This window comes from Desulfatiglans parachlorophenolica, from assembly GCF_055394735.1.
Genome location: NZ_AP042460.1, coordinates 5,411,717 through 5,435,016, shown reverse-complemented (window position 1 = coordinate 5,435,016; position 23,300 = coordinate 5,411,717). Strand labels below are relative to the sequence as shown.

25 protein-coding genes are annotated in these 23,300 nt (G+C 58.1%); 12 read left to right on the top strand and 13 right to left on the bottom strand.

Going from position 1 to position 23,300, the window contains the following annotated elements; all coding sequences use genetic code 11:
- Positions 1-62: 62 nt before the first annotated feature.
- The 5 genes from jag to rpmH form a co-directional block, all read right to left on the bottom strand.
- Positions 63-860: an RNA-binding cell elongation regulator Jag/EloR gene (gene jag / locus ACZ500_RS25220; RefSeq protein ID WP_464230191.1), complete on the bottom strand. Its 798-nt coding sequence runs from the start codon at positions 858-860 to the stop codon at positions 63-65.
- Positions 861-876: 16 nt separating this feature from the next.
- Positions 877-2,550 carry a membrane protein insertase YidC gene (gene yidC, locus ACZ500_RS25215; protein WP_464230190.1) on the bottom strand — a complete coding sequence of 558 codons (1,674 nt, stop codon included), beginning with the start codon at positions 2,548-2,550 and terminating at the stop codon, positions 877-879.
- 158 nt (positions 2,551-2,708) lie between these two features.
- Positions 2,709-2,909, bottom strand: a complete 201-nt coding sequence (gene yidD / locus ACZ500_RS25210) for a membrane protein insertion efficiency factor YidD (RefSeq protein WP_464233116.1) — start codon at positions 2,907-2,909, stop codon at positions 2,709-2,711.
- 10 nt (positions 2,910-2,919) lie between these two features.
- Positions 2,920-3,270: a ribonuclease P protein component gene (gene rnpA, locus ACZ500_RS25205; RefSeq protein WP_464230189.1), complete on the bottom strand. Its 351-nt coding sequence runs from the start codon at positions 3,268-3,270 to the stop codon at positions 2,920-2,922.
- A gap of 34 nt (positions 3,271-3,304) precedes the next feature.
- Positions 3,305-3,439, bottom strand: coding sequence for a 50S ribosomal protein L34 (gene rpmH / locus ACZ500_RS25200; RefSeq protein ID WP_084516939.1), 135 nt, complete (start codon positions 3,437-3,439; stop codon positions 3,305-3,307).
- 345 nt (positions 3,440-3,784) lie between these two features.
- Between rpmH and ACZ500_RS25195 the strand changes: the two genes are divergently transcribed.
- The 6 genes from ACZ500_RS25195 (at position 3,785) to ACZ500_RS25170 (ending at position 10,457) form a co-directional block, all read left to right on the top strand.
- Positions 3,785-4,822, top strand: a complete 1,038-nt coding sequence (locus ACZ500_RS25195) for a rod shape-determining protein (RefSeq protein WP_464230188.1) — start codon at positions 3,785-3,787, stop codon at positions 4,820-4,822.
- A gap of 232 nt (positions 4,823-5,054) precedes the next feature.
- The gene (gene mreC / locus ACZ500_RS25190) at positions 5,055-5,903 is read left to right on the top strand and encodes a rod shape-determining protein MreC (protein ID WP_464230187.1); all 849 of its coding nucleotides are present in this window, start codon (positions 5,055-5,057) and stop codon (positions 5,901-5,903) included.
- 23 nt (positions 5,904-5,926) lie between these two features.
- Complete coding sequence (locus ACZ500_RS25185) at positions 5,927-6,424, top strand: hypothetical protein (RefSeq protein ID WP_464230186.1); 498 nt, start codon at positions 5,927-5,929, stop codon at positions 6,422-6,424.
- A 134-nt stretch (positions 6,425-6,558) separates the two neighbouring features.
- Positions 6,559-8,367, top strand: a complete 1,809-nt coding sequence (gene mrdA, locus ACZ500_RS25180) for a penicillin-binding protein 2 (RefSeq protein WP_464230185.1) — start codon at positions 6,559-6,561, stop codon at positions 8,365-8,367.
- Between the two features lie 3 nt (positions 8,368-8,370).
- Positions 8,371-9,474: a rod shape-determining protein RodA gene (gene rodA, locus ACZ500_RS25175; RefSeq protein WP_464230184.1), complete on the top strand. Its 1,104-nt coding sequence runs from the start codon at positions 8,371-8,373 to the stop codon at positions 9,472-9,474.
- Positions 9,475-9,728: 254 nt separating this feature from the next.
- Positions 9,729-10,457: a ubiquinone/menaquinone biosynthesis methyltransferase gene (locus ACZ500_RS25170; RefSeq protein WP_464230183.1), complete on the top strand. Its 729-nt coding sequence runs from the start codon at positions 9,729-9,731 to the stop codon at positions 10,455-10,457.
- A gap of 62 nt (positions 10,458-10,519) precedes the next feature.
- Here the strand turns inward: ACZ500_RS25170 and ACZ500_RS25165 are convergent, their stop codons facing one another.
- Entirely contained in the window at positions 10,520-11,431 is a 912-nt protein-coding gene (locus tag ACZ500_RS25165) for an ADP-ribosylglycohydrolase family protein (protein ID WP_464230182.1), read from the bottom strand.
- Between the two features lie 452 nt (positions 11,432-11,883).
- Here ACZ500_RS25165 and ACZ500_RS25160 point away from each other — a divergent pair, with 452 nt between their 5' ends.
- Positions 11,884-13,062 carry an OmpA family protein gene (locus ACZ500_RS25160; RefSeq protein WP_464230181.1) on the top strand — a complete coding sequence of 393 codons (1,179 nt, stop codon included), beginning with the start codon at positions 11,884-11,886 and terminating at the stop codon, positions 13,060-13,062.
- A gap of 442 nt (positions 13,063-13,504) precedes the next feature.
- Positions 13,505-14,311, top strand: coding sequence for a mechanosensitive ion channel family protein (locus tag ACZ500_RS25155; protein WP_464230180.1), 807 nt, complete (start codon positions 13,505-13,507; stop codon positions 14,309-14,311).
- A gap of 151 nt (positions 14,312-14,462) precedes the next feature.
- On the opposite strand, the gene groL is transcribed toward ACZ500_RS25155, so the two are convergent.
- From groL to ACZ500_RS25120, 7 genes are all read right to left on the bottom strand, one after another.
- On the bottom strand, positions 14,463-16,088 hold the full coding sequence (gene groL, locus ACZ500_RS25150; protein ID WP_464230179.1) for a chaperonin GroEL: 1,626 nt from the start codon (positions 16,086-16,088) through the stop codon (positions 14,463-14,465).
- Between the two features lie 14 nt (positions 16,089-16,102).
- Positions 16,103-16,393 carry a co-chaperone GroES gene (gene groES / locus ACZ500_RS25145; RefSeq protein WP_464230178.1) on the bottom strand — a complete coding sequence of 97 codons (291 nt, stop codon included), beginning with the start codon at positions 16,391-16,393 and terminating at the stop codon, positions 16,103-16,105.
- Between the two features lie 176 nt (positions 16,394-16,569).
- On the bottom strand, positions 16,570-16,848 hold the full coding sequence (locus tag ACZ500_RS25140) for a hypothetical protein (RefSeq protein ID WP_464230177.1): 279 nt from the start codon (positions 16,846-16,848) through the stop codon (positions 16,570-16,572).
- Positions 16,849-16,938: 90 nt separating this feature from the next.
- Positions 16,939-17,751 carry a selenium-dependent molybdenum cofactor biosynthesis protein YqeB gene (gene yqeB / locus ACZ500_RS25135; protein ID WP_464230176.1) on the bottom strand — a complete coding sequence of 271 codons (813 nt, stop codon included), beginning with the start codon at positions 17,749-17,751 and terminating at the stop codon, positions 16,939-16,941.
- A gap of 337 nt (positions 17,752-18,088) precedes the next feature.
- Entirely contained in the window at positions 18,089-19,156 is a 1,068-nt protein-coding gene (gene mutY, locus ACZ500_RS25130; protein ID WP_464230175.1) for an A/G-specific adenine glycosylase, read from the bottom strand.
- Between the two features lie 71 nt (positions 19,157-19,227).
- The gene (locus tag ACZ500_RS25125; protein WP_464233115.1) at positions 19,228-20,544 is read right to left on the bottom strand and encodes a replication-associated recombination protein A; all 1,317 of its coding nucleotides are present in this window, start codon (positions 20,542-20,544) and stop codon (positions 19,228-19,230) included.
- 5 nt (positions 20,545-20,549) lie between these two features.
- Positions 20,550-22,106: a sensor histidine kinase gene (locus ACZ500_RS25120; RefSeq protein WP_464230174.1), complete on the bottom strand. Its 1,557-nt coding sequence runs from the start codon at positions 22,104-22,106 to the stop codon at positions 20,550-20,552.
- Between the two features lie 208 nt (positions 22,107-22,314).
- On the opposite strand from ACZ500_RS25120, the gene ACZ500_RS25115 reads away from it, so the two are divergent.
- From ACZ500_RS25115 to ACZ500_RS25100, 4 genes are all read left to right on the top strand, one after another.
- Positions 22,315-22,458 carry a hypothetical protein gene (locus ACZ500_RS25115; RefSeq protein WP_464230173.1) on the top strand — a complete coding sequence of 48 codons (144 nt, stop codon included), beginning with the start codon at positions 22,315-22,317 and terminating at the stop codon, positions 22,456-22,458.
- 295 nt (positions 22,459-22,753) lie between these two features.
- The gene (locus tag ACZ500_RS25110; RefSeq protein WP_464230172.1) at positions 22,754-22,918 is read left to right on the top strand and encodes a hypothetical protein; all 165 of its coding nucleotides are present in this window, start codon (positions 22,754-22,756) and stop codon (positions 22,916-22,918) included.
- Positions 22,919-22,935: 17 nt separating this feature from the next.
- Positions 22,936-23,100, top strand: coding sequence for a hypothetical protein (locus ACZ500_RS25105; protein WP_464230171.1), 165 nt, complete (start codon positions 22,936-22,938; stop codon positions 23,098-23,100).
- A gap of 17 nt (positions 23,101-23,117) precedes the next feature.
- Positions 23,118-23,249, top strand: coding sequence for a hypothetical protein (locus tag ACZ500_RS25100; protein ID WP_464230170.1), 132 nt, complete (start codon positions 23,118-23,120; stop codon positions 23,247-23,249).
- Positions 23,250-23,300 lie beyond the last annotated feature (51 nt).

Below are 23,300 nucleotides of genomic sequence, written 5' to 3'. Positions count from 1 at the left end.
CGAAAGGCCGTCTGCATCGCCGGGAGCGAGGCAAAAAGGCGGCTTTCCGGGTAAAACGGCCTTCAGTGGAACCGATCGGGGCGCTGGTTCCCACCCGACCGCTTGGGCATGATGACGATCTTCTTGAGCATCCCCTCTCCACGGCTGCGGGTATCCAGATCCGCATCGTCACGCAGCGCCAGATGGACAATCCTCCGGTCATAGGGGTTGAGAGGGTTGGTGCTCACGGGTTTTTTCAGTCGCTTGGCCTTCTCTCCCATCCGGAGGGCCATCTCGATCAAGGAATCCCGCCGGCGCTGGCGGTAATTCTCAGAGTCGACAACCACCTGCATCCGTCGATCGAGCGTCTTGTTGACGATCTTGTTGACGATGAACTGCAGCGCGTCGAGCGTTCTTCCTTTCCGGCCGATCAGAAGCCCCGAGGTGTCCCCCTTGATGTTCAGGAGGATGGCGCCGTTGCTGAATTCGACCGCTACGGAGGTGTCATCCAACGGAATGCAGGCAAGAATCTTTTCGAGAGTCTCGCGGGCGACCTTCAAATCATTTTCGTCCGCCTGGATCGAAGCATCCGCAGCATCTTCAGTTTCTTCAGTTTCTTCAACTCCGAGGACGGCCTCGAAAGCGGACTCCACCGCAGGCTCCGTCTCCTGCTCCACCTCGGGTTCGGGAGGAATTTCCTCCTCCGCCACGGGGATCGTCACTCTGATCTTGGCCTTGCGTCCACCGACAAGCCCGAAGATCCCCGCAGACCCCTGCTCGAGGACCTCGATCTCCAGATCTTCTCTGGGACGGTTCAGCCGACGGCAGGCGTTGGCGATAGCGTCTTCTGTGTTTTTTCCTTCAAATTCATAAACTTCCATGCTTTTCCTCCGAATGTTATGCCGGCTTTTTCTGAATGCGGTACTGCTGCCCGATAGAGAGCACGTTGTTCACCAGCCAGTACAGTACCAGGCCCGAGGGGAAATTGATAAACATGAAGGTAAAGATCAACGGCAGAAACATCATGATCTTGGCCTGGGCGGGATCTCCCGGAGTCGGAGTCATCTTCTGCTGAATAAACATCGAGGCCCCCATCAACAATGTCAGTACGGGGATGCCGGAGGGCGGCGCCATCAAAGGAATATCGAACGGAAACTGGAAGAGGCGGTCGGGGGCCGCAAGGTCATCGATCCAGAGCAGGAAGGGGGCGTGCCTCAGTTCGATGGCGCTGCCGAGGATTCTGAAGAGGGCGAAAAAAACCGGGATCTGGATAATCATGGGCAGACACCCGCTCATGGGGTTGACCTTGTAGGTCTTGTAGAGCCCCATCATCTCCCTATTCATCATCTCTTTGTTATCTTTGTATTTTTCTCTGATCTTGGCCAGACGGGGCTGCAGCTTCTGCATTTCCTTCATGGATTTGTAGCTCTTGTGCGTCAGCGGCCAGAAGATGATCTTCACAAGGATCGTGAGCAGAATGATCGAAAAACCGTAGTTGTGAATATACTGGTTGAAAAATCTGAGGAGGTGGAGGAGGGGTTTGGCGATAATATCCGTCCAGCCGAAGTCGACCACCCGATCGAGGTCGCGGCCGACCCCTTTGAGGGTTCCGAGATCCCGCGGCCCAAGGTAAAGGCCATAGGTCGCGGCAGCCGTCTGGCCCGCTGCCACCGTCACGACGGATGGCACGTAAACGGCCTCCAGCCAGCCGCTCACCAGCCTTTCGGCCTGAACCCGCCCCTCGGTCAACGGCTCGGGGGGCAGCAAGGCCCTCATGAAATAATCGTCCTCGTAGGCCAGCCAGCCCACAGCGCCGTTGAACTGCTTCTGCTCGGAGGGATCCTCCAACTCCACCTCTTCGAGCTTACGGTCCTGATACAGAACCAGCCCGACATAGCTGTAATATCCCTTCTTCTCCTTCGGGGGAACGGCCGTCAGACCGCCCTTGAATGCGCCGGTCACATCGGTGGCGCTCCCGTTCTTCACCTCCAACTCCACATCGATGGCATACGATCCAGGGCTGAAGCGGTAAATCTGCCTGTGGACCAGGCCTTCGGGTGAGCGGCGCTCGAACACCACCTCTTTCCGCTCTCCCCCCTCGGTCAACGTCACGCTGTCGACGTCCACCTCGAAGGTTCGATCCCGATCGAAGGCGAACGTCTGGTCACCGAACTGGACCAGCGTAAAATCCCCCGCACCCTGCATCCGGCTCAAGAGTTCGATCCAAGGGGAGGCAGGATCGTTGGCTTCGCGGTACCGTTTCAGCTTGAAGCTTTTGAAGGTGGGCCCGACATTGGTCATCACCGCCCGATAAAGGGGGGTCTCGATCACGACCTCTTTCTGGGTTATCTGCGCACCGGGATCAGGCGACGCTTCGTGATCGGCGGCAGGTGCAATCTCCTGCGGAACCCCGGGCGCGACCGTCTGCGTCTCAGCCCGTGTGGGTGAACCGCCCTCGGTCACCATTTCCTTCCGGGGCGGTCTTTCCGCTTCCTTCGGGGCAAAGAGAAGCGACCACCCGATCAGCACAACGAAAGACAAGACGAATGCCACTATCGTTCTTTTTTCCATGGTAAAAGCTCTTTGATTTCCGGGGCGCCACGAGAGCCTTTCGCCGGCCGGTCCGGGGCTGCTCCTGCGGGGTGGGGATTCAAAGGAAATTCGGACAGGAACCGTAAACGGCCAAGAGCCCTCCACGCCTGCCTGCAGACACACTCATCAGAGCCGGATCAAACCAGAGGGTCATAACCGCCTGGATGGAATGGATGGCACTTCAGGATCCTCAGAAGAGCCAGAATGCCCCCTTTTACGATCCCGTATTTCATGAAGGCATCCCGGGCATAAGATGAACAGGTTGGATAAAAACGACAGGAAGGAGGCCACAAGGGCGAGAGAAAACGCTGATAACACCCGATCAAAGCTACCGGGATATAGCGGGCGTTAAACAAACAACTCTTTAGTGAAAAAGATCTCCTCAAGCTCTTTAACAACCTCAAAGAGATTCAGGCTGCCGGCTTCCTTCTTCGCGATTATCAGAACATCGTAGCCCTGGGGAAATTCGACCTTGTGCAGTCTGAAAAATTCACGCATCAAGCGTTTGGCGCGATTCCGCTGAACGGCGTTGCCTGTCCTTCTGCTGGCCGTAACCCCCAACCGTGTATATTCCAGCCCGTTTCGCACGCATTTGACGACAAAATGTCTGCTCTGCCGGCGCTTCCCCAACTGATCGACATGGACAAAATCCGGTCGGGACAATAACCTTTCGCTTTTCGGAAGGGAAAAATCGCCCATACCTAAGCCGCAAACGGCCGGATCCACAGAGCCCTTAAACGGTCAGGCGCTTGCGCCCCTTGGCCCTTCGCCGCCTCAGAACGTTGATCCCGCCCCGTGTTTTCATACGGGCCCTGAAACCATGTGTCCGTGCTCTCTTGATATTGCTGGGTTGATAGGTCCTTTTCATGATTCCTCGTCATCGATATGGGATGAACGGTTTTCCCCGTCCGGAAGCGTTTATCGGGATTCTGTTCACCGGCCTGCCCGAAAACCGCGGCCGCTGCATATACAGGCCATCCGGTCCAGTGCTCCTCCGGCAGGCTCGCGATCCCCCAAGATATCGGCCCGAACACTCCAACCCGGGATTCTTACGAGGGGCTTCCTGAACGGCTCTAAAGTAAATGGGTATTTAAGCATCAGCTCACGAAGTTGTCAAGGCAAATCATTTTTGCCATTTTTGTGTTTGATCATTCAGCGAATTTCCATTAATAAGATACTCTTGATGCGTCGCTGATTCAGAAAGGAGATCTGCATGCTTTTCGATCCCATTTTGGGCTTGTTTTCAAACGATTTAGCCATTGACCTCGGAACGGCCAACACCCTTGTTTACGTCAAGGGAAAGGGCATCGTCCTGAGTGAGCCTTCCGTGGTGGCCGTCCGCAAAGACGCTAAAGGCACCAACAGGGTCCTCGCGGTCGGGCGGGAAGCCAAAATGATGGTCGGCCGCACCCCGGGCAACATCGTGGCGATCCGCCCCATGAAGGATGGGGTCATCGCCGATTTCGAGATCACCGAGGCCATGCTGCGCCACTTCATTCGCAAGGTGCACAACCGGCGGAACCTTCTTCGCCCTCGCATCATCATCTGCGTCCCAAGCGGCATCACACAGGTCGAAAAAAGGGCTGTCCGTGAATCAGCGGAGTCGGCGGGCGCGCGGGAAGTCTTCCTGATCGAAGAACCCATGGCCGCGGCGATCGGGGCGGGGTTGCCCATTACGGAACCGACAGCCAATATGGTTGTCGACATCGGCGGCGGCACCACGGAGGTGGCCGTCATCTCCCTGGCTGGAATCGTCTACAGCCGCTCGGTTCGGGTTGCCGGAGACAAGATGGACGACGCCATTCTGCAGTACATCAAGCGAAAATACAACCTCCTGATCGGCGTCCGGACCTCCGAGATCATCAAGACCACCATCGGCAATGCCTATCCCGGCAAGGAGATCGAAACCATCGAAGTCAAAGGGCGCGATCTCGTCACCGGCATTCCCAAGATCCTGACGATCGATTCGGAAGAGGTTCGCAGCGCCATATCGGAACAGGTCGAGACGATCGTCGAAACCGTTCGCATCGCCTTGGAGCAGACGCCGCCCGAACTCGCAGCGGACATTGTGGACAAAGGCATCATGCTGACGGGCGGCGGCTCCCTGCTCAAGAACCTCGATGTCCTGCTGCGGGAAGAGACCAAACTGCCTATAACGGTGGCGGAAGACCCCCTTGCAGCCGTCGTACTCGGCTCCGGCAAGGCTTTGGATACGCTGGCTATTTTGAGGGAAGTCGCCGTAAGCACCTAGCCTGCTTCCATGCGGGAAAAGGCCACGGGTCAATCCCGGGGGCGGGGTCTTTGAGCGCGGTTTCAAGGTTTTCATGCCCGTTCTGCAGCTGAGAGCCGTAAATCTTTTCCCGTTCGTCGTCACCTCGGGTGACGTCTCTCCGCGCCATTTGTTAAAGGAACATTTTTCCACCGGTGCCCCGTCAGGAGAAGGCGCTTTACTGCACTGAACCGAATCAGAATGCCTGGATACTGTGAGCTTTTTCCGCAGAATTTGGATATGGATTTTTTTTCTGGCCTTCGTCCTGTTCCTCTTTTCATCGAGCCCGAACAGCGGCAACAGCTGGAATTCCCTTGAAAGGCTGTTCGTCGAACTCACCGCCCCGCTCCAGAATTTTTTCACCCGGACCGTTCGAGCGACCAAGGATTTCTGGCTCGATTATTTCTATCTTGTCGATGTGCGGCAGGAAAACGAGCGGTTCAAGGCCGAAATCCAGTCGCTCAGGATGGAAAATCAGCGTTATCGGGAGATGGCTGCTGCTTACGGCCGTCTGCAGGGCCTGCTCCAATTTCGGCAAACCATCGCCGATCCGGTCCTTGCCGCCCGTGTGATCGGGCGCGATCCGAGCGGCTGGTTCAAGTCCATCATCATCGACAAAGGGGCACGCGACGGATTGACGGCCAGTATGCCCGTCGTCAACGCCGCGGGTCTGGTGGGGCGTATCGTGGCCGTTTCACCCCATTATGCCCAGGTGCTTCTTCTGATCGACCAGAACAGCGCGGTCGACATCCTCATTCAACCGTCGCGGGACCGTGGGGTCCTCCGCGGTCAATCCACGGAGACTTGCCGGCTGGACTACGTCGCAAAGGCATCGAACGTCCGGGAGGACGACCCGGTTATCACCTCGGGACTCGCCGGTGTCTTTCCCAAAGGCATACCGGTCGGTCATATTTTGACCGTCACAGAACCCCGCGGCGACCTTTTCAAAGAGGTCACCGTAAAAACAGCGGTGGATTTTTCCAAACTCGAAGAAGTGCTGGTCATTTTGAAACCCAGGGAGGAAGAAACATCCATCTTCCAGAGCGAGCCAACAGACCATTAGTTTTCTTCACCCTCCTGTGGTTTTTGGGTCTGACTTACATCCTTCTGCGGGGGGATCTTGCCGAGGGGCTTGGTGTTCCATTTTTTCACCTCGACATCCTGACCATACTCACGGTCTATGTATTCCTCGCCTTCGGCTCCGTCTCCGCAGGCGTATTCGCCCTCACGCAGGGGCTCTGCATGGACCTGTTCAGCCGCGGGAAGCCGGGCCTTTTCCCCCTCCTGTATCTGAGCACTGTGGCGGTCGTAGCCATTCTCAGGCGCCTTTTCGAACTCGAAAACCCCAAAGGCCAGATCATCATCTGCGCCGCCGCCGAAATCTGTGTCCACGCAGTCCGGGCGCTCCTCATCATTCTGCTCTTCCCGGCCCTTTCGCCCTGGTGTCAATCCCTCTTGAACTCGGCCTTGATTTCTGCCACCATGACAGGGCTTGCAGGGCCGATCATCTTCCTCCTGCTTGGCCGGTTGAGCGCCGCTCTGATGAAAGACATGCCCAATGGACAGAAGGCAAAGATCGAGTGACATCTACCGGCGCAGAGCCCTGACGTTCCGCCTCGACGCAAAACCGAAAAACGGATGGAGAACCAATCGATTTGCACTCATTCGGATCTGATTCCACCTCTTCCAAAGCCCTGAATCGGCATATTCGGGTCGCGATGGTGCTGATATTCTCGGCCTTCGCCGTACTGATTCTGCGGCTGTGGTTCCTGCAGATCCTGCAGGGCCCCACCTTCAGAGAAAAGTCAGAGAACAATCGAATCCGCCTGCGCGATATCGCGCCTTTCCGCGGGATCATCTTCGACCGGAACGGGGAAGTCCTGGCGGACAACCGGCCCGCCTACGATCTCTACGTAATCCCCGAAGAGGTTCAGGACCGTCAGCGGCTTTTGAGCGAGGTGTCTCGAATGGTGGATCTCGACCCCCTCAAAGCCGGCGCCGCAATCGACAAGGCAGGCGCCCGATACCCTTTTCTTCCTGTCTGCCTCCTCCGGGACATGCAGCGCGACCAGTTAGCCAAGGTGGAAACACACCTGTACGATTTGCCCGGCCTGTTCATCCAGGTGCAACCCCAGCGGCATTATGTGTGGGACGATTTCGCCACCCATCTCCTTGGATACGTCGGCGAAATTACCGATCAGCAACTGAAGAGCGGCCGGTTCGCCGACAACAAGCCGGGGGACCTCATCGGAAAATCCGGTATCGAAGCCCGTTGGCAGACCCACCTGAACGGCGTTCGCGGTGGAGAACAGGTCGAAGTCGACGCCTCGGGACGGCAGATCAGGGTCGTTTCCCGTAAGGCCCCACTTCCCGGGGCCAACGTCCATCTGACCATCGACCGGAAGCTTCAAGCCGTCGCGGAAAGCTGCCTTGCAGACAAGACCGGGGCCATCGTGGCGCTGGACCCGACCAACGGTCAGGTGCTGGCGCTCGCGAGCAGCCCCGACTATGACCCGAATGTGTTCATCGGAGGCATCGACAGAACCCTCTGGAAGGAAATGATCAGTGCGGAATCAAGCCCCCTCCAGAACAGGGCCCTTTCCGGACAGTATCCACCGGGGTCCATATTCAAGATCGTCGTCGCCTTGGCCGGTCTCCAGGAGGGGCTGATAACCCCGTCCGAGACAGTGTTCTGCAACGGGGTTTACAGCATCGGAAACTTCAAGTACCGCTGCTGGAAGCGCCAGGGCCATGGGCACGTCGACCTCCGGCAGGCCCTGGTGCAATCCTGCGATGTCTATTTTTATCTTCTCGGCAAGAAACTGGGCATCGAGCGGATAGCGCGCTATGCAAGGGCATTCGGGCTGGGGCAGCCCACCGGCTTCGACGCGGGTGAGGAAAAGGCAGGGCTGATCCCTGACAACGACTGGAAGAAAAAGACATACGGCGTATCCTGGCAATTGGGAGAAACGCTCATCTCCTCGATCGGACAAAGCTTCGTTCTCGTAACCCCGATCCAGATGGCCACCCTCTTCTCGGCGGTCTTCAACGGCGGCGTTCTATACCAACCCCAGGTCACAAAGGAAGTGATCGGCAGAGACAACGAAACGATCTTCCGATGCGAACCGGTTGTCAAAGGGAAGTTTCCCGTCGACAAGGTCCATCTCGAGCGGGTCAAACAAGCCCTGGTCGGGGTGGTCGAAGACCCGCGGGGAACCGGTTCGCGTTGCAGGATCGAGGGATGCGCGGTCGGGGGTAAGACCGGGACCGCCCAGGTCGTGGCGCTCGAAAAGGCCAAACATTACGAAAACGAATCGGACATTCCATGGCGGTATAGGGACCACGCATGGTTCGTGGCCGTCGCACCGGCCTACAATCCCAGGATCGCTGTAGCCGTTCTTGTCGAACACGGGGGTCATGGGGGAAGTACTGCCGCCCCACTGGCCAAGACCGTGATCGAGTCCTACCTGGGATTGCCGCTGCAATCGGCCGACGAAACAGGCAAACCGAAGGATACAGCGGGTTAGGATATGATCGATCGCAGACTCATCCAGAACTTCGACTGGATCCTGCTTTTTCTGATTGCGGGAATCGCCGTCATGAGCATTGCCAATCTCTACAGCGCCACCTACGCCGTTCGAAACATCGGTGGATCCCAGGTCTTTTACAAACAGATCTACTGGTTCCTGATCGGCTTCAGCTTCCTGCTGGTCATGACGACCTTCAACTACACCCACATGGATCGATTCGCCTATCCTGCCTATGCTATATCCATCCTGCTTCTGGTCCTCGTGCTCGTGACCGGGAAAGTCACATCGGGGTCTCAACGGTGGATCAGCCTTGGGCCAATCACCTTCCAGCCCTCCGAAATCGCAAAATTTTCGATCATCCTGGTGCTGGCCAAATTCATCTGTGAGAGGGGAACGCAGAAAAGCTATCATCTGAGGGACCTCTGGCAGCCCTTTCTCCTGATCGCCTTGCCTGCGGGCCTGATCCTCAAGGAGCCCGATCTCGGAACGGCCCTTCTTCTGGTTGCGGTGGGCGGCTCGATGATCCTGATAGTCGGAATCCACTGGAAATCCCTGGTGATCCTCCTGTGCGCCAACATGGCGGCGGCCCCGCTCATCTGGATGAAGCTCGAGCCCTACCAGCAGATGCGCATCCTGACCTTTCTCGATCCGGGTCTGGACCCGCTGGGATCCAGCTACCATATCAACCAGTCCAAGATCGCGATCGGCTCCGGGCTTTTCTGGGGCAAGGGTTACCTGCACGGAACCCAGACCCGGCTTCATTTTCTGCCAGAGCAGCACACCGACTTCGCCTTTTCGGTCCTGGCCGAGGAGTGGGGCCTTCTCGGCGCCGGATTCCTGCTGCTCTTCTACCTTGCCCTCATCTTCTGGGGCCTGATGATCGCGGCAAATTCGCGAGACCGGTTCGGCTCCATGCTGGCCATCGGGATCGTAGCCATCGTTTTCTGGCAGGTCCTGATCAATGTCGGCATGGTCACGGGCATCCTGCCCGTCGTGGGCATTCCGCTCGTCCTTTTCAGCTACGGCGGCTCATCGCTCGTCACCACCATGATCCTGCTCGGGCTTCTGATGAATATCAGCATGCGCCGGTTCATGTTTCAATAGAACGCGGGCCTTTCACCCCCACCCGCCGGGGTGCCACACCGTCATCCCGAAGCCCGGGCTTGGCATGGTCGATACCCATCAGCAGGCGGCGTCTGCCCAAACGGCTGCACTGCAATGCCGGCGCAGGAGCAGAGGCCGCCCTAAAGCCGGCACAAACCCATACCTCAGAGAAAGGCACTTTTGGATTGAAAGATGAAAAACATCCGCCTTTAACAGCAGCAGGAGCAAAAGATCACCGGCCGGAGGTCCGGCGGATGTTCGGCGAAATTTCAGCCCGCTACGACCTCATGAACCGGTTGATGACCTTCGACCGCGATCGGAACTGGAAGCGCGAGGTCATCCGGCGCGCACGCCTCCAACCGGGGCACCGCCTGCTCGATGTCGGAACGGGGACGGGAGGCGTCGCCTTCGAGGCGCGGAAGCGCTGCCCGCAGATCCAGGTCACTGCGGTGGATTTTACCCGGGCCATGCTTGAAATAGCCCGGAGGCGCGATCCGGAAAACTGCGTGTCGTGGTGCCAGGCCGACGCCCTGTCCCTCCCCTTCGGGGAAGAGACCTTCGATGCCGTCACCTCCGGTTACCTCATCCGGAACGTCCCCCGCCCGCTGCAAGCATTCGAAGAACAGTTGCGCATCCTCAAGCCCGGCGGGCGAATCGTCTGCCTCGACACTTCCCCGCCGCCAGCCGGCCCCTTCGCGCCTTTCATCCGCTTCTATCTGCGGCGCGTCATCCCGTTCCTCGGCGAAATCATCGCGGGCAACCGCTCGGCCTATACCTATCTCCCCGAAACAACTCAGGCCTTTTTCAAACCGCAGCGGCTCGCCGCCCTCATGCGCGAGGCCGGCTTCGAACAGGTTTCACACCGGCAATTCATGTTCGGGACGATCACGGTGCACGCCGGAGAACGCCCTCTCCCAACCCACGCCTCCCGGACCTCTTCAGAGGGTCGTTCCTTTCGAAGCCCCGCCGAACCCACACTTTAAGATGTCGAAATCATGAACGCGTTTTCCGCCGGAAAATGATCGAATGCAGCACTGAACGACTCTTATGAAGGAAGGATACCCTCGATCAGCCCCAGCAAGTGATCGCGGTGCCGCATGCCCCTTATCCAGGACTCCGGCAACCCTGACATCCCGGCATGCGCCCCCAGCACCAGACCCACCAACATCCCCCGCCCGGCGCTGTCGCCTCCAGCCATGACCCCCTGGATCAAAGCCTCCTTCAGGTCATCCGGATATTTCGCGATCAAATGGATCACTGCCGGAAAGGCCTCCGGGGTGTGGCAGCTTTGGCCGAAAGCGAGAATCGCCTCGACACTGCCCCTTCCAACCGAGTTACGGCCCTGCCGAACCCACTCCTCGATCCTCGATCCCCCGAAGCGCTCTTTCGTCACCTCGAGAATCGCATCCACGGGCCTCAGCCCATGCAGGACCGCGTGGGCCAGACGCGCGAAAAACTCGGCGCTTTCGACCGTCCACGGATCGGCGTGGGTCATCCGCGTCTGCTCTCTGGCCGACGTCACGAGGGCATCGAGATGGTCGGCATAAAGGCAGACAAGGGGGGCCAGGCGGGCGGCCCCCGCCAGGTCGTTCGAAGGAGGGCCCGGATCGCGCCAACTCTTGCCCGCCGCATAGCGTGAAAGCGTCATCTGCGTAGCCTGATCGACATACCCGTTATACCCGTTGAACAAGGCGCGCCAACGCCCGGAGAAATCCTGAAGATCGAACCGTTTGAGAGCCGCCAGAGACTCGAGGAGCACCAGCATCTGATCGCCGTAATGAGTGAAATCCCCCTTCGATTTGGTTGAATGATATGAGTTGAGTGCCGGTTCGAGCGGTTCCTCGACCCGCCCGAAACGCTTCATAATCTGATCCGTGTCGTAAATCCAGTGTACGCCCAACGCCAACGAGTCCGCCGCAAAGGATGCCAATACAGCCGCCTTCGATCGCTCTTCCATCCAAACCTCCCCGTCTGCAGGTAGCCGCATCTCGCAGTCATGCACTCTTCGCATCACATCGCGCCGCGCTTTAAGGCGCCGTCCCTGACGGATACTCCCCGTCGTCGACCAGGCTAATGGACCGGCACACGCAACTGCATCCACCCCTCTGGGACCCCTCTTCAACAAAGCGACCCAAAGGGGCTCTTTCGGCGAAATAGTATGAATTCTCAAGAGGAAAGGCAAACATTCTTTCACATTCCGCTTGACTGAAGATCAACTTTGCTATAGTTTGGCCTCTAGTGCCGATTCGGTTCTGCGCCTGAAAGGACGCAGCTTCGAAGGGCCGGAAGGCCCGTGCGCAAGGGGTTGGCGGCGTTTTTCACAAAAGCCCGGTTGTACCAGAACGGATCTGCAGCAGAGGTTTAGGTTTAAGCTTGTGGACCAAAAACATTTTTCAGGAGGTAGTGGTGATGCGTAGATCTTTTTTCATGGCGTTTCTATTGATTGCGGCAGGGGCTTTCTTCGTTGGGTGTGCAACAGCGCCCCAACCCATGGCGCCTTTCCAGGCGTATGACCTGAACCCCAAAGTCAAGTCCGGCGAATACAGCCAAAGCGTGGACAACTTTGCAGTCATCTTCGACGGATCCACCTCGATGTCCGACAAGTGCCAGGGGTACAAGAAGCTGGATGTCGCCCGCGAACTGGTCAGCCGTATGAACCAGACGATCCCCGCCATCCAGCTCACGGGTGCGCTGCGCACCTTCGGACAGGGCAGCTGCATTCCCGGGGATCCGACCTCCGTCATTTACGGGCCGGCCCCCTATGTGAGCGCCGATATGGCGAAAGCGATCGCCAAAATCACCTGCACGGGTGGAAACACCCCCCTCGGCGAAGCCATGGAGGCCTCTGCTGCTGAACTGAAAACCATGAAGGGCCCAACCGCCATGATCATCTTCAGCGACGGTGAAGCCACCGACAAGGCCGTTCCCGCCGCGGAGGCCCTCAAGAAGGAATTTCCTGGACTCTGCATCTACACCGTCCAGATTGGAAACAGCAAAACGGGCAAAGCAGTCCTCGATGAGATCGCCAAGGCCGGTGGCTGTGGATTCGCGACAGATGGCAAGGATATCATGGGCGGCGCAGAGATGGCCTCTTTTGTCGAAAAGGTCTTCCTCACCAAAGCTCCCGCTGCAAAACCGAAGGCCGTCGGCCGGCTTGACAGCGACGGCGACGGTGTGCCCGACGATATCGACCAGTGCCCCGGCACCCCCAAAGGCGCCAAGGTCGATGAGAGAGGCTGCTGGGTCATCCCGAACGTCCTCTTCGACTTCGACAAAGACACCGTCAAGCCCCAGTACCAGGGTGTCCTCGATGACGTCGTGCGCGTCCTCAAACTCAACCCCAACGTCATGATCCAGTTGGACGGACATACCGACAGCATCGGCACCGATCAGTACAATATGGGCCTCTCGCAGAGGCGAGCCAATTCCGTCAAGAAATACCTCGACAAAGCGGGCATCGCGGCTGATCGCCTAACCACCAAGGCCTATGGCGAAGCCAAACCGATCGCCCCGAACAAGGTGGACGGCAAGGATAATCCCGCCGGCAGAGCGAAAAACAGACGCGTCGAGTTGTCGCCTGTCTTTTAGTGTGACCTCAGCTTAAACTAAACCTGGAACCAGGCAAGGTTTGGACGGTGGCCCTTCATCAAACAAGGGCTGCCTTCTAAACCGCCTGGTTGCCTTTTCTTGACCTGCCTGTCAGTTAAACCGGCTTCATCCAGATTAACATCGCTACCGGAATCCCCCCTTATTCTATCTCCATCTCGACCGGTTGAACCGATTCCACAAGCTGTTGCGGGGGGGGAGACCGCTGGTCTTCGCAACATCATCATGCCCTGCATCGGGATCCCATCGTTCACCTGGAACCGGATCTCGCTGCGACATCGGCGGAATATTCCGATTTGAGCACAAGCAGCCTTCGCTGAGGGCGGAGGGCTTTTCAAATCCTGCAGGCTTTCCCTCAGCAGCCTGCTGCACCTTTTTCAACCTGTTTCAAGCCTGATCCATAGACGCTGGAAAGGAGCTGCCCATGCAGGATTCTTTCGAAATTGTCATACATTATCTGACCACTTACGGCATGAACGTCATCGGTGCGATCATCATTCTGATCCTGGGTAAGGTCGGCGCAGGAATCGCTCGGAGGATCGTCACCAGGTTGCTTCGTAAATCCAATACCGATGCGTCCGTCATTTCTTTTGTCGCGGGTCTGGCCCACGCGATCGTCCTTGTCTTTGCCATATTGGCCGCCCTCGCCAGATTCGGCGTACAGACCACCTCATTCATCGCGGTACTCGGCGCCGCGGGGTTGGCCGTCGGCCTCGCACTGCAAGGATCCCTTGCCAACTTTGCAGCCGGCTTTCTCCTGCTGGTCCTGCGCCCCTTCAAGACCGAAGACTATATCGAGGCCGCCGGCGCAAGCGGCAGTGTGAAAGAGATCCATCTTTTCACGACCACGCTCGTTACGCCCGACAACATCAAGATCATCGTCCCCAACAGCAAGATCTTCGGCGACACCATCAAGAACTTTACGGCATACGATATACGCCGACTCGACATGGTCTTCGGCATCGGATACGGATCTTCCATTGGAAAGGCCATCGAAGTGCTTCACAACCTCATCAAGAAGGACCCTCGGATCCTGCCCGAACCCGCAGTGCAGATTGCCGTCGCGGAGCTGGCAGACTCCAGTGTGAACCTCGTTGTACGCCCATGGGTCAAAAGCGCCGACTATTGGGACGTCAAGTTCGATTTCATGCAGACCGTCAAGGAGGCGTTCGACCAAAACGGCATTGAAATCCCGTTCCCGCAGCGCACCATCTACATGGTCAAGCCGTAGAATGGACTGCAGGGCCACCGCAACGGGGTAAGGCCGGAAGATGACGATCGTCATGGCCCGCCTCCTCCCATAAACAAAGGGCTGTGCGATCCGAAAACCGCACAGCCCTCTCGTCAGGCCCAAAAGGCCCGGTATTTCGCGAGCCTGTGTATCAGTACATATCGTCATCGGGGGACATGGGCGGTGCCGCCGGCTTTTTCTTGGCGGGTTTTTCCGCAACCATCGCTTCCGTCGTCATGAGCAGCCCCGCCACCGAGGCGGCGTTCTGCAGCGCAAAGCGGGTGACCTTGGTCGGATCGATGACGCCAGCCGCAATGAGGTCTTCATAGACACCCGTATCGGCGTTGAACCCATAGGCATCGTTTCCTTCCAGTACCTTCTGGATCACGACGGAGCCCTCGAAGCCCGAGTTATTGGAGATCTGCCGAACCGGTTCTTCGAGCGCGCGTTTGACGAGATCCAGGCCCAGCTGTTCATCGCCTTCAAAGTGCTCTTTTTCGAGCGCTTTGATCGTTCGAACGAGGGCGACCCCTCCCCCGGGAACAATCCCCTCTTCGACCGCCGCACGGGTGGCGTTCAAAGCGTCCTCGACACGGTCCTTACGCTCCTTCATCTCACTTTCGGTAGCCGCTCCAACACTGATCACCGCCACGCCGCCGATCAGCTTGGCGAGGCGCTCCTGCAGCTTTTCCCGGTCATAATCACTCGTGGTCTCCTCGATCTGCGCCCGGATCTGCCTGACACGCCCATCCAGGGCCTCACGGCTGCCGCCGCCGTCCACGATGGTGGTATTGTCTTTGTTCAAAGAGATGCGCTTGGCCGTGCCCAGATCCTTGACCGTGATATTTTCGAGCTTGACTCCAAGGTCCTCGCTGATGATCTGTCCGCCGGTCAGAACGGCGATGTCCTGCAGCATGGCCTTGCGGCGGTCACCGAAGCCGGGGGCCTTTACGGCCGCGCATTGCAGCGTCCCGCGAATCTTGTTGACCACCAGAGTGGCCAGGGCCTCCCCCTCCACATCCTCCGCAACGATCAAAAGCGGTTTGTTCATTCGGGCGATCTGCTCCAGGATCGGAACCAGATCCTTCATACTGCTGACCTTCTTCTCGCTGAGCAGGATGAACGGCTCATCGAGATGAACCTCCATCTTTTCCGCGTCGGTCACAAAATAGGGGCTGACATATCCACGATCAAACTGCATCCCTTCGACGATCTCAAGGGTGGTCTCCATGCTTTTGGCCTCTTCGACCGTGATCACCCCTTCTTTACCGACCTTCTCCATGGCCTCGGAGATGATGTCTCCAATGGTCTTGTCATTGTTGGCCGAGATCGTTCCGACCTGCGCGATTTCCTTTTTCTCCTTTGTGGGTTTGGAGATCTTCTTCAACTCCGCCACCACAAGCTCCACAGCCCTGTCGATCCCGCGCTTGACCGCCATCGGATTGGCGCCTGCCGCCACCAGCTTGGACCCTTCGCGGAAAATCGCCTGGGCCAGAATCGTGGCCGTCGTTGTGCCGTCCCCAGCCACATCCGAGGTCTTCGAGGCAACCTCCCTCACCATCTGGGCGCCCATGTTCTCGAACTTGTCCTCGAGGTCGATCTCCTTTGCGACCGTCACACCGTCCTTGGTGATCTTCGGAGCTCCCCAGGACTTCTCGATCAGAACATTCCGACCCTTCGGGCCCAATGTGACCTTCACCGCATTGGCGAGGGTGTCGACACCCTTCAGGATCTTTTCCCTGGCAGCTGCACTGTATTTGATATCCTTACCGGCCATCGCTCCATTCCTCCTCAAGCTTCCACAATCGCCAAAATATCATCCTCACGCATGATCAGATGTTCCACACCATCGATCTTGATCTCGTTCCCCGCATACTTGCTGAACAAAACACGGTTGTTTTCCTCGACCTCCATCGGGATCCTTTCACCCTTGTCGTTCAGTTTCCCGACGCCGACCGCGATCACCCGGCCCTCCTGCGGCTTCTCCTTGGCAGTATCCGGGATAATGAGGCCGCCCGGCGTCTTCTCCTCTCCTTCGATGCGAAGCACCACCACGCGATCATTCAACGGTCTGATTTTCATGCGCAAAAAACCTCCTCAGTAAAAATTTCCGAAGGCTAAGCCGCCTTCCTGCTGCGTTAAAACCCACTGCGATGCCTGGGCTGTTCCAAACGGAACAGCACCTCATTTTTTACTATCGAAATTCACGTGCGAAAGCTAAGCACCATTTGAGGGTTGTCAAGCACCGAACCTCGCTTTCAGCCAAATTTTCGGACAGAACTGCGGGCACGCCCGGAACCCGCCGGAAAGCGGTGGGACTGAGCACGCGAAGCGTGTAAAGGAAAAACCCTCATTTCCGGATTGGAAGCTAGGTTGTTTCCATCCGGAAATGATTTCCCTATAGAACCCAGTTTCCAATCCGGAAATGAGGATTTTTGGCCAATATCAAGGAAATCAAGCCTTGGAGCGGAGGCGACCTGGTGGTCGCCGCACAAGCAAACGTGCAGATTGACGCCGAGATTGGTCAAAAAGACCATTTCCGCACGGATGCTAAATGGTCGCAAACGTCATTCCGGACGTCGAGCATCCCTCTCAAAAAACGCCGGCAAGGCCCAGAATTTCACCGTTCAGACGGCATAAACCCTCAGGATCCCCTCCAGGACCCCGCCGCCGACCGCCAAGGCCTTTTCGGATATCGTGAAACAGTGCTGGACATTGCCCCGAGGATCGATGTCCCCAATCTTCATGCCTTTCACTACAGAGATCTCGGGATGGATCATCCCCCGCAGGACGCCCTTGATGCGGGCCTGAACGGCGATACCGCCAACCTCCCCTATGCGGCCGCCCGGGTCTACCATACGGCCGATCTCGCTGTCCGCCTTCCAAATTCCATCTTCCGGCGCCCGCAGAACACGATCCTGCGTCACCCCTTCGACCGCTCCGGGAACACCTGTATCGGCCTGCGCGGTCCCGTCGGTGATCACACGGCCCAGAAAATGCCCGCGGTTCGTCTCGACGACGTAGTGTGCGTCCTTTCCTGCCTCGAATCCAGGGCCGAGCGCAATGCAAAGCGGAGCCATGGATCGCTTGGTCCCGAGGTTCTTCTTGGCCAGGATGGCATCCACTATGACATCCGGTTTCAAACGCCTGCCGATTTCAAAGCCGGGGTCCACATACACGGGCAGCCTGCGCTCACGCCAAAGGCCCTCCGCCGCCTCCGGACCCTCGACACGGACAGCCTCGATCCCTTCAACAACCGTCCTGCCGTCGTACACGGCCTCTGAAAACGAGACCGTCCGCCGCACCGTCAGCGGCTGCGCCATCTCCGTCACAAAAACCTTGAAGCCGCATCGATGAAGGCGGTAAACGACGCCGGAGGCGATGTCCCCCCCGCCTCTCACCCCTACGACCACCTGCGACACATCGATTCGTTTTTGCATGATTGACACCCTCTCCTCTTGTGTTTCGCCTAAAGGCAAACTCCAGACCTGTTTTCCGGAGGCCGGCAGATCGATCAAGCAAAACAGCCGTCGCCAGAGATTCTATGTGAAGGCCTGGAAACGGTTTTCTGCTCTCTTCTTCCACTTCGCTTCCGCTCGAACCAGGTTGTCGAACTCAGGCCGCACGCCGCGATCGAACACCCGGATCCAGCATCACAACTGATCGTCCAGGGAAATTTCACATCCCCTGCCATTTGTCAACCGGATTCTTGGCAGGACAGGCCTCCCGAAGGGAACCCGCGCGTCCGTCTCCTCGAGCGGCCCGGCCGCGCCAGACTCAAACAGGCGGCCCTTCGGCACCCGAGGCACCGCCGGGAAACGCCGCAGCAAGGATCTTTCTCTCCAGCTTCGAAACCGGCAGAGTCGCGAGGGCATCCCATGCCACCCATCGCCACTCGACCCCGCCTGCCGGCGATCCATGGGACGGAGACCATACCCACCTGAAAAGGCCGACCTTCAGCCTGAAATGGGTATAGGCATGAGAGATCTCCCCGACGAAGTCCGCTTCGGACACAGCCAGACCCAGTTCCGCCTTCATCCAACGCCCGAGCGCCTCCCAGCCCGATTCGCCCGGCGCAGCCTCTCCCCCCGGGAAACGCCACAAACCGCCCAACAAACCTTTTCCGGGCCGCTTCACCATCAAGAGCGCACTCTCGGCACTGCTGACCACCCCCACACTCATTTTACGGACAGGGGGCCTCACTGTTTTTGCCGAAGCCGGCAGATCCGCCTCGATACCGGCACGCCGGGCCAGACAATGCGCCTCGACAGGGCAAGAGCCGCATACCGGACGTCTGGGGGTGCAAACGGCTGCGCCAAGATCCATCAACGCCTGATTGAATGCGCCGGGGGCTTCGGGCGGCACCAGAGCGGCGGCCAGAGCGCCGATGATCTCCCGCGCCTCCCGCTGCGCCGGCGGCTGTCTGATGCAGGCGATCCTGCACAGGATACGCCGCACATTCCCGTCTACCGCCGGGACCGGCTGCGCAAAGGCGATGCTCAGAATCGCTCCGGCCGTATAGGGTCCTATGCCCGGAAGGCCCATCAGGCCCTCCCTGTCGTCGGGTATTCTCCCGCCATACATCCGGCAGACGCAACCCGCCGCCTCGTGCAGCGCGCGGGCGCGGGAGTAGTAGCCCAGATTTTCCCAAGCCTTGAGGACCGCATCGAGAGGGGCCTCCGCCAGGGCTCGAGAGTCGGGAAAGCGTTCGAGGAATCTTCGGTAGTAAGGGATCACCGTATTCACCTGGGTCTGCTGGAGCATGATCTCGGAGAGCCAGATGCGGTAAGGATCTTTCGTATGCCTCCAGGGCAGATCGCGGCCATGGCCTCTGTACCACGCCAACAGGCTCTGCCTCAGCCGCGGCAAAGCCTCTGCCGGAAGGGAACCCGCTTCCACCGAAGACGATCGCGGCCTCACGCCTCTTCCTTCTTCTTGAGGATCCGCTTGAAGGAAGCCAGCCGCCGCTCGATCTCCCGTTCGAATCCACGCTGGGTCGGAGTGTAAAAAACCGCTTCCATGAGCTTGTCGGGCAGATAGGTCTGGGCCACCAGGGCGCCGGGGAAGTCGTGCGGGTAGCGGTAGCCCTTGCCATAGCCGAGTTCCTTCATCAGACGGGTCGGCGCATTGCGGATGTGCAGGGGAACCGGAAGCCCGCCGTGCTGTTCGATCAAGGCGCGGACCCTTTTCTCGGCCATATAGAGGGCATTGCTCTTGGGTGCGACCGCCAGGTAGACGGCCGCCTGCATCAGAGCCAGCCTTGCCTCGGGCGGACCGACCTTTTCCCATGCCTCGAAAGCGGATAAAGCAAGCGGCAAAGCCTGCGGATCAGCGAGCCCAACGTCCTCCGATGCGAACCGGATCATTCGACGGGCAATAAACAGGGCATCTTCGCCCGCTTCGAGCATCCGGTAGAGCCAGTAAACAGCCGCCTGGGCGTCCCCGCCCCGCAGACTCTTGTGAAAAGCGGAAATCAGGTTGTAGTGCTCCTCACCAGCCTTGTCATATACCAACGCCTTCCGGCTTAGGGCCTGCTCCAACTCCTCTGTGCCGATGGGCCTTTCCGGATCGGGGCCGGCCAGGTGATAATCGGCGGCTGCCTCGAGATCGTTCAGCGCCACCCGGGCGTCACCCTCCGAGAGACTCACCAGGAAATCCAATGCCTCCGGGATGAATTGAATGCCCATTCCCCCGAGCCCCCTTTCCCGATCAGCCAATGCGCGCTCCAGCAGTTTCCGGATATCCCGCTCCGACAGAGGCCTCAGCGTCATCACCCGCGCCCTGGAAAGAAGCGGGGCAATCACTTCGAATGAAGGATTTTCGGTCGTCGCTCCGACCAGGACAATCAGGCCGTTTTCCAGATAGGGAAGAAAGGCATCCTGCTGCGCCTTGTTCAGACGGTGGATCTCATCGACAAACAGGAGCGTGGACCTGCCGCTGCAATCCTTTTCTTTCTGAGCCTCTTCGACGACCTCCCGCAGGTCCTTGACACCGGAACTCACCGCCGAGAAAGAGCGGAAAGGCAATCGGCTCTGCCGCTCCATGAGCCTCGCAAGCGTCGTCTTGCCGCTTCCCGGCGGACCCCAGAGGATGACCGAGTTCAGACGGCCGCTCTCAAGGGCCCTTGCCAGCGGCCGGTCCCGGCCCAGAAGGTGCTCCTGCCCAACCATTTCCTCGAGGACAGCGGGCCGCATCCTTTCTGCCAGCGGCATGGTCTTTCGATCTTCGGACACGCCGGTCAAATGGGCCTGACCTCCCGCCCCAGCGACGCGGTGATGGCGCGCATCAGGCCATCCATATGCAGTGGTTTGAAGGCAATCAGATCCGCCCCCAGATCCTTCAGAAGCGCTTTTCCAGGCTGCCGACCCTTTGTCTTCAAGATGACCAGAATCGTTTCCAGGTCTTTTTCCCGCAGCTTGGGCAGCATAATCAGAGGGTCCGCTTCTTTGGGATCTGCGTCCATGACCAGCACCTCGTGCCGTCCTTTGCGGTGAACCCTCAGCACCTCCTGCAGATGGGAAACCACTGTCACTCGGCATCCTTTACTCTCCAGGACCTCACGCAGAAGATGCCTGATCATCACCTCGTCCGACCATATCAGGATGCGCTGCCCCTTCAGGCGACTGAAGCATCCGCGGCTCCCCACCGATTTCGCTGCGGCCGCTGCGGGCAATTGCATCACGACCTGCGTTCCTCCACCCGGCCGACTCGCGAGTTCTATGCCGCCACCATGGCGTTTGAACACGCAGGAGGCCAGCGGCAAACCCAAACCGAACCGACCGCCTTCCCGGGTTGTAAAAAAGGGCTCGAATACCCTTTCCCTCAGCGCTTCGCTGATGCCTGGTCCATTGTCCAACACATAAACACATACATGGCCAAGGCTCTCCTCCGTAGAAACATGCACTTCCCCGTTTTCGCCAACCGCCTCGATGGCGTTTTCGATGACGGCCGCGAAGGCCTCTTTCAAACCGACCCTGTCGCCTTGCACGCGGGCGTCCGTCCGCAGATGCGTCTGGATCCTGGGCCCTCCACTCTGAGATCCCTTGCGCTGCTGCCAGTCCAGACGGGCCTCATCGAGCGCATCCTGAATCAGATCCTTGATATCCTGAAGGTGATTTTCCATGCCAACCGCTTCGGCGCGGCAAAGCTTCTCCAATTGGCGCAGCGCCCCCAAACCCTGCTGCACAGGCTCCGAAAAATCGCCCGGCAGACGACGCGGCTGCACGCCACCCTGCGCTCGCCCAGCCATTTTATCGAGAAACATCTCCATGAGCGGGCTCAACTCGCGCACCACGGCCTTCGCCAGATCCATGGCACCGCTCACCCTTTCATTACGCAAGCGCTCAGAATCACCCAACGAACGTTCCCCGCAATCGATGACGCCCAGAAGAAAGGCACGCCGCCCCATGTGAAGGATCTTCCGTACGAAAACCTCGCACAGGAAACGGCGTCTATCCTTATCGAGGAGTTCGGCCTGATAGCGATCCGGCGCCACCTTGCCCATCGAGCGCTTGTAATGGATGGTGCTGACCTCCTTTGCGCAGTCAGGATGCACGAAGTCCATGAAAGACCGGTCCTGAAGCTGGCCGGCATCCAACCCCAGACCTTCCTCCGCAGCCTTGTTGGCCAGAACGATCTTCCCGTTCTGCACGATCGCCACGGCGACGGGGATATCCATCAGCAAAGCGTTCGCCGTATCCAGGGATCTCCTGAGCTGCCTGATCTCACTGTTGGCCTGGGTGAGTTTTTCCTTCAAACGGGTAATGCCCTCTTGAAGTCGTTCATGGTGCTTCATAAATATAACCTTCTGCAATCCGGACGCGTTTCCATCCAAAAAGGGGCTTTTTGGCCAATCTCGGCGTCAATCTGCGCATTTACTTGGGCGCCGACTTACAGCTCGCATCCGCATAAACGCTTCTTCTGATAATCTTTGACCAACCGGGACCCACCCCCCAAGGGGTGGGAATGCGCGGCGAAGCCGATGAAGTAGTTTCCATCCGGAAATGGTCTTTTTGGCCAATCTCGGCGTCAATCTGCACGTTTGCTTGGGCGGCGACCACCAGGTCGCCTCCGCGCAAGCGCTTGATTTCCTTGATATTGGCCAAAAATCCTCATTTCCGGATTGGAAACCGGGTCATGCTGGATAAAGCATTCCCGGATGGAAACGAAGTAAAATCTTCTTCTCCGGATCGGGAACCCCAGGCGGCCGGGTCTTCACCCCTCAGGAACACCGGGCGGGGACCGGATACGGTCATCACCGGAATCCGCAGAACGAGAAGCGATGAAAGGCATCGGCAGACGGCCGTAACACGACGCATCTGGGTTGAAACCGGCTTCACTTTTGGAATCGCTATGTCAAAGGAGTTGCATCCATTTGAAAACGGCCTTGCTGAAGGCACCGGCATACCGTATCATAAAATCATAAATAGTTTCCAACCGGAAATGGTCTTTTTGGCCAATCTCGGCGTCAATCTACACGTTTGCTTGTGCGGCGACCCACAGGTCGCCTCCGCGCAAACGCTTGATTTCCTTGATATTGGCCAAAAATCCTCATTTCCGGAATGGAAACCGGGTTCTATAGGGAAATCATTTCCGGATGGACACTAAATAGTTTCCAACCGGAAATGGCCTTTTTTGCCCATCTCGGCGTCAATCTACACGTTTGCTTGTGCGGCGACCCACAGGTCGCCTCCGCGCAAACGCTTGATTTCCTTGATATTGGCCAAAAATCCTCATTTCCGGAATGGAAACCGGGTTCTATAGGGAAATCATTTCCGGATGGACACTAAATAGTTTCCAACCGGAAATGGCCTTTTTTGCCCATCTCGGCATCAATCTGCACGTTTGCTTGTGCGGCGACCACCAGCTCGCCTCCGCGCAAATGCTTGATTTTCTTGATATTGGCAAACCGGGACCCGCCGCGAAGCGGTGGGGCTAAGCACGCGAAGCGTGTGAAGAAAAAAATCCTCATTTCCGGATGGGAAACCGG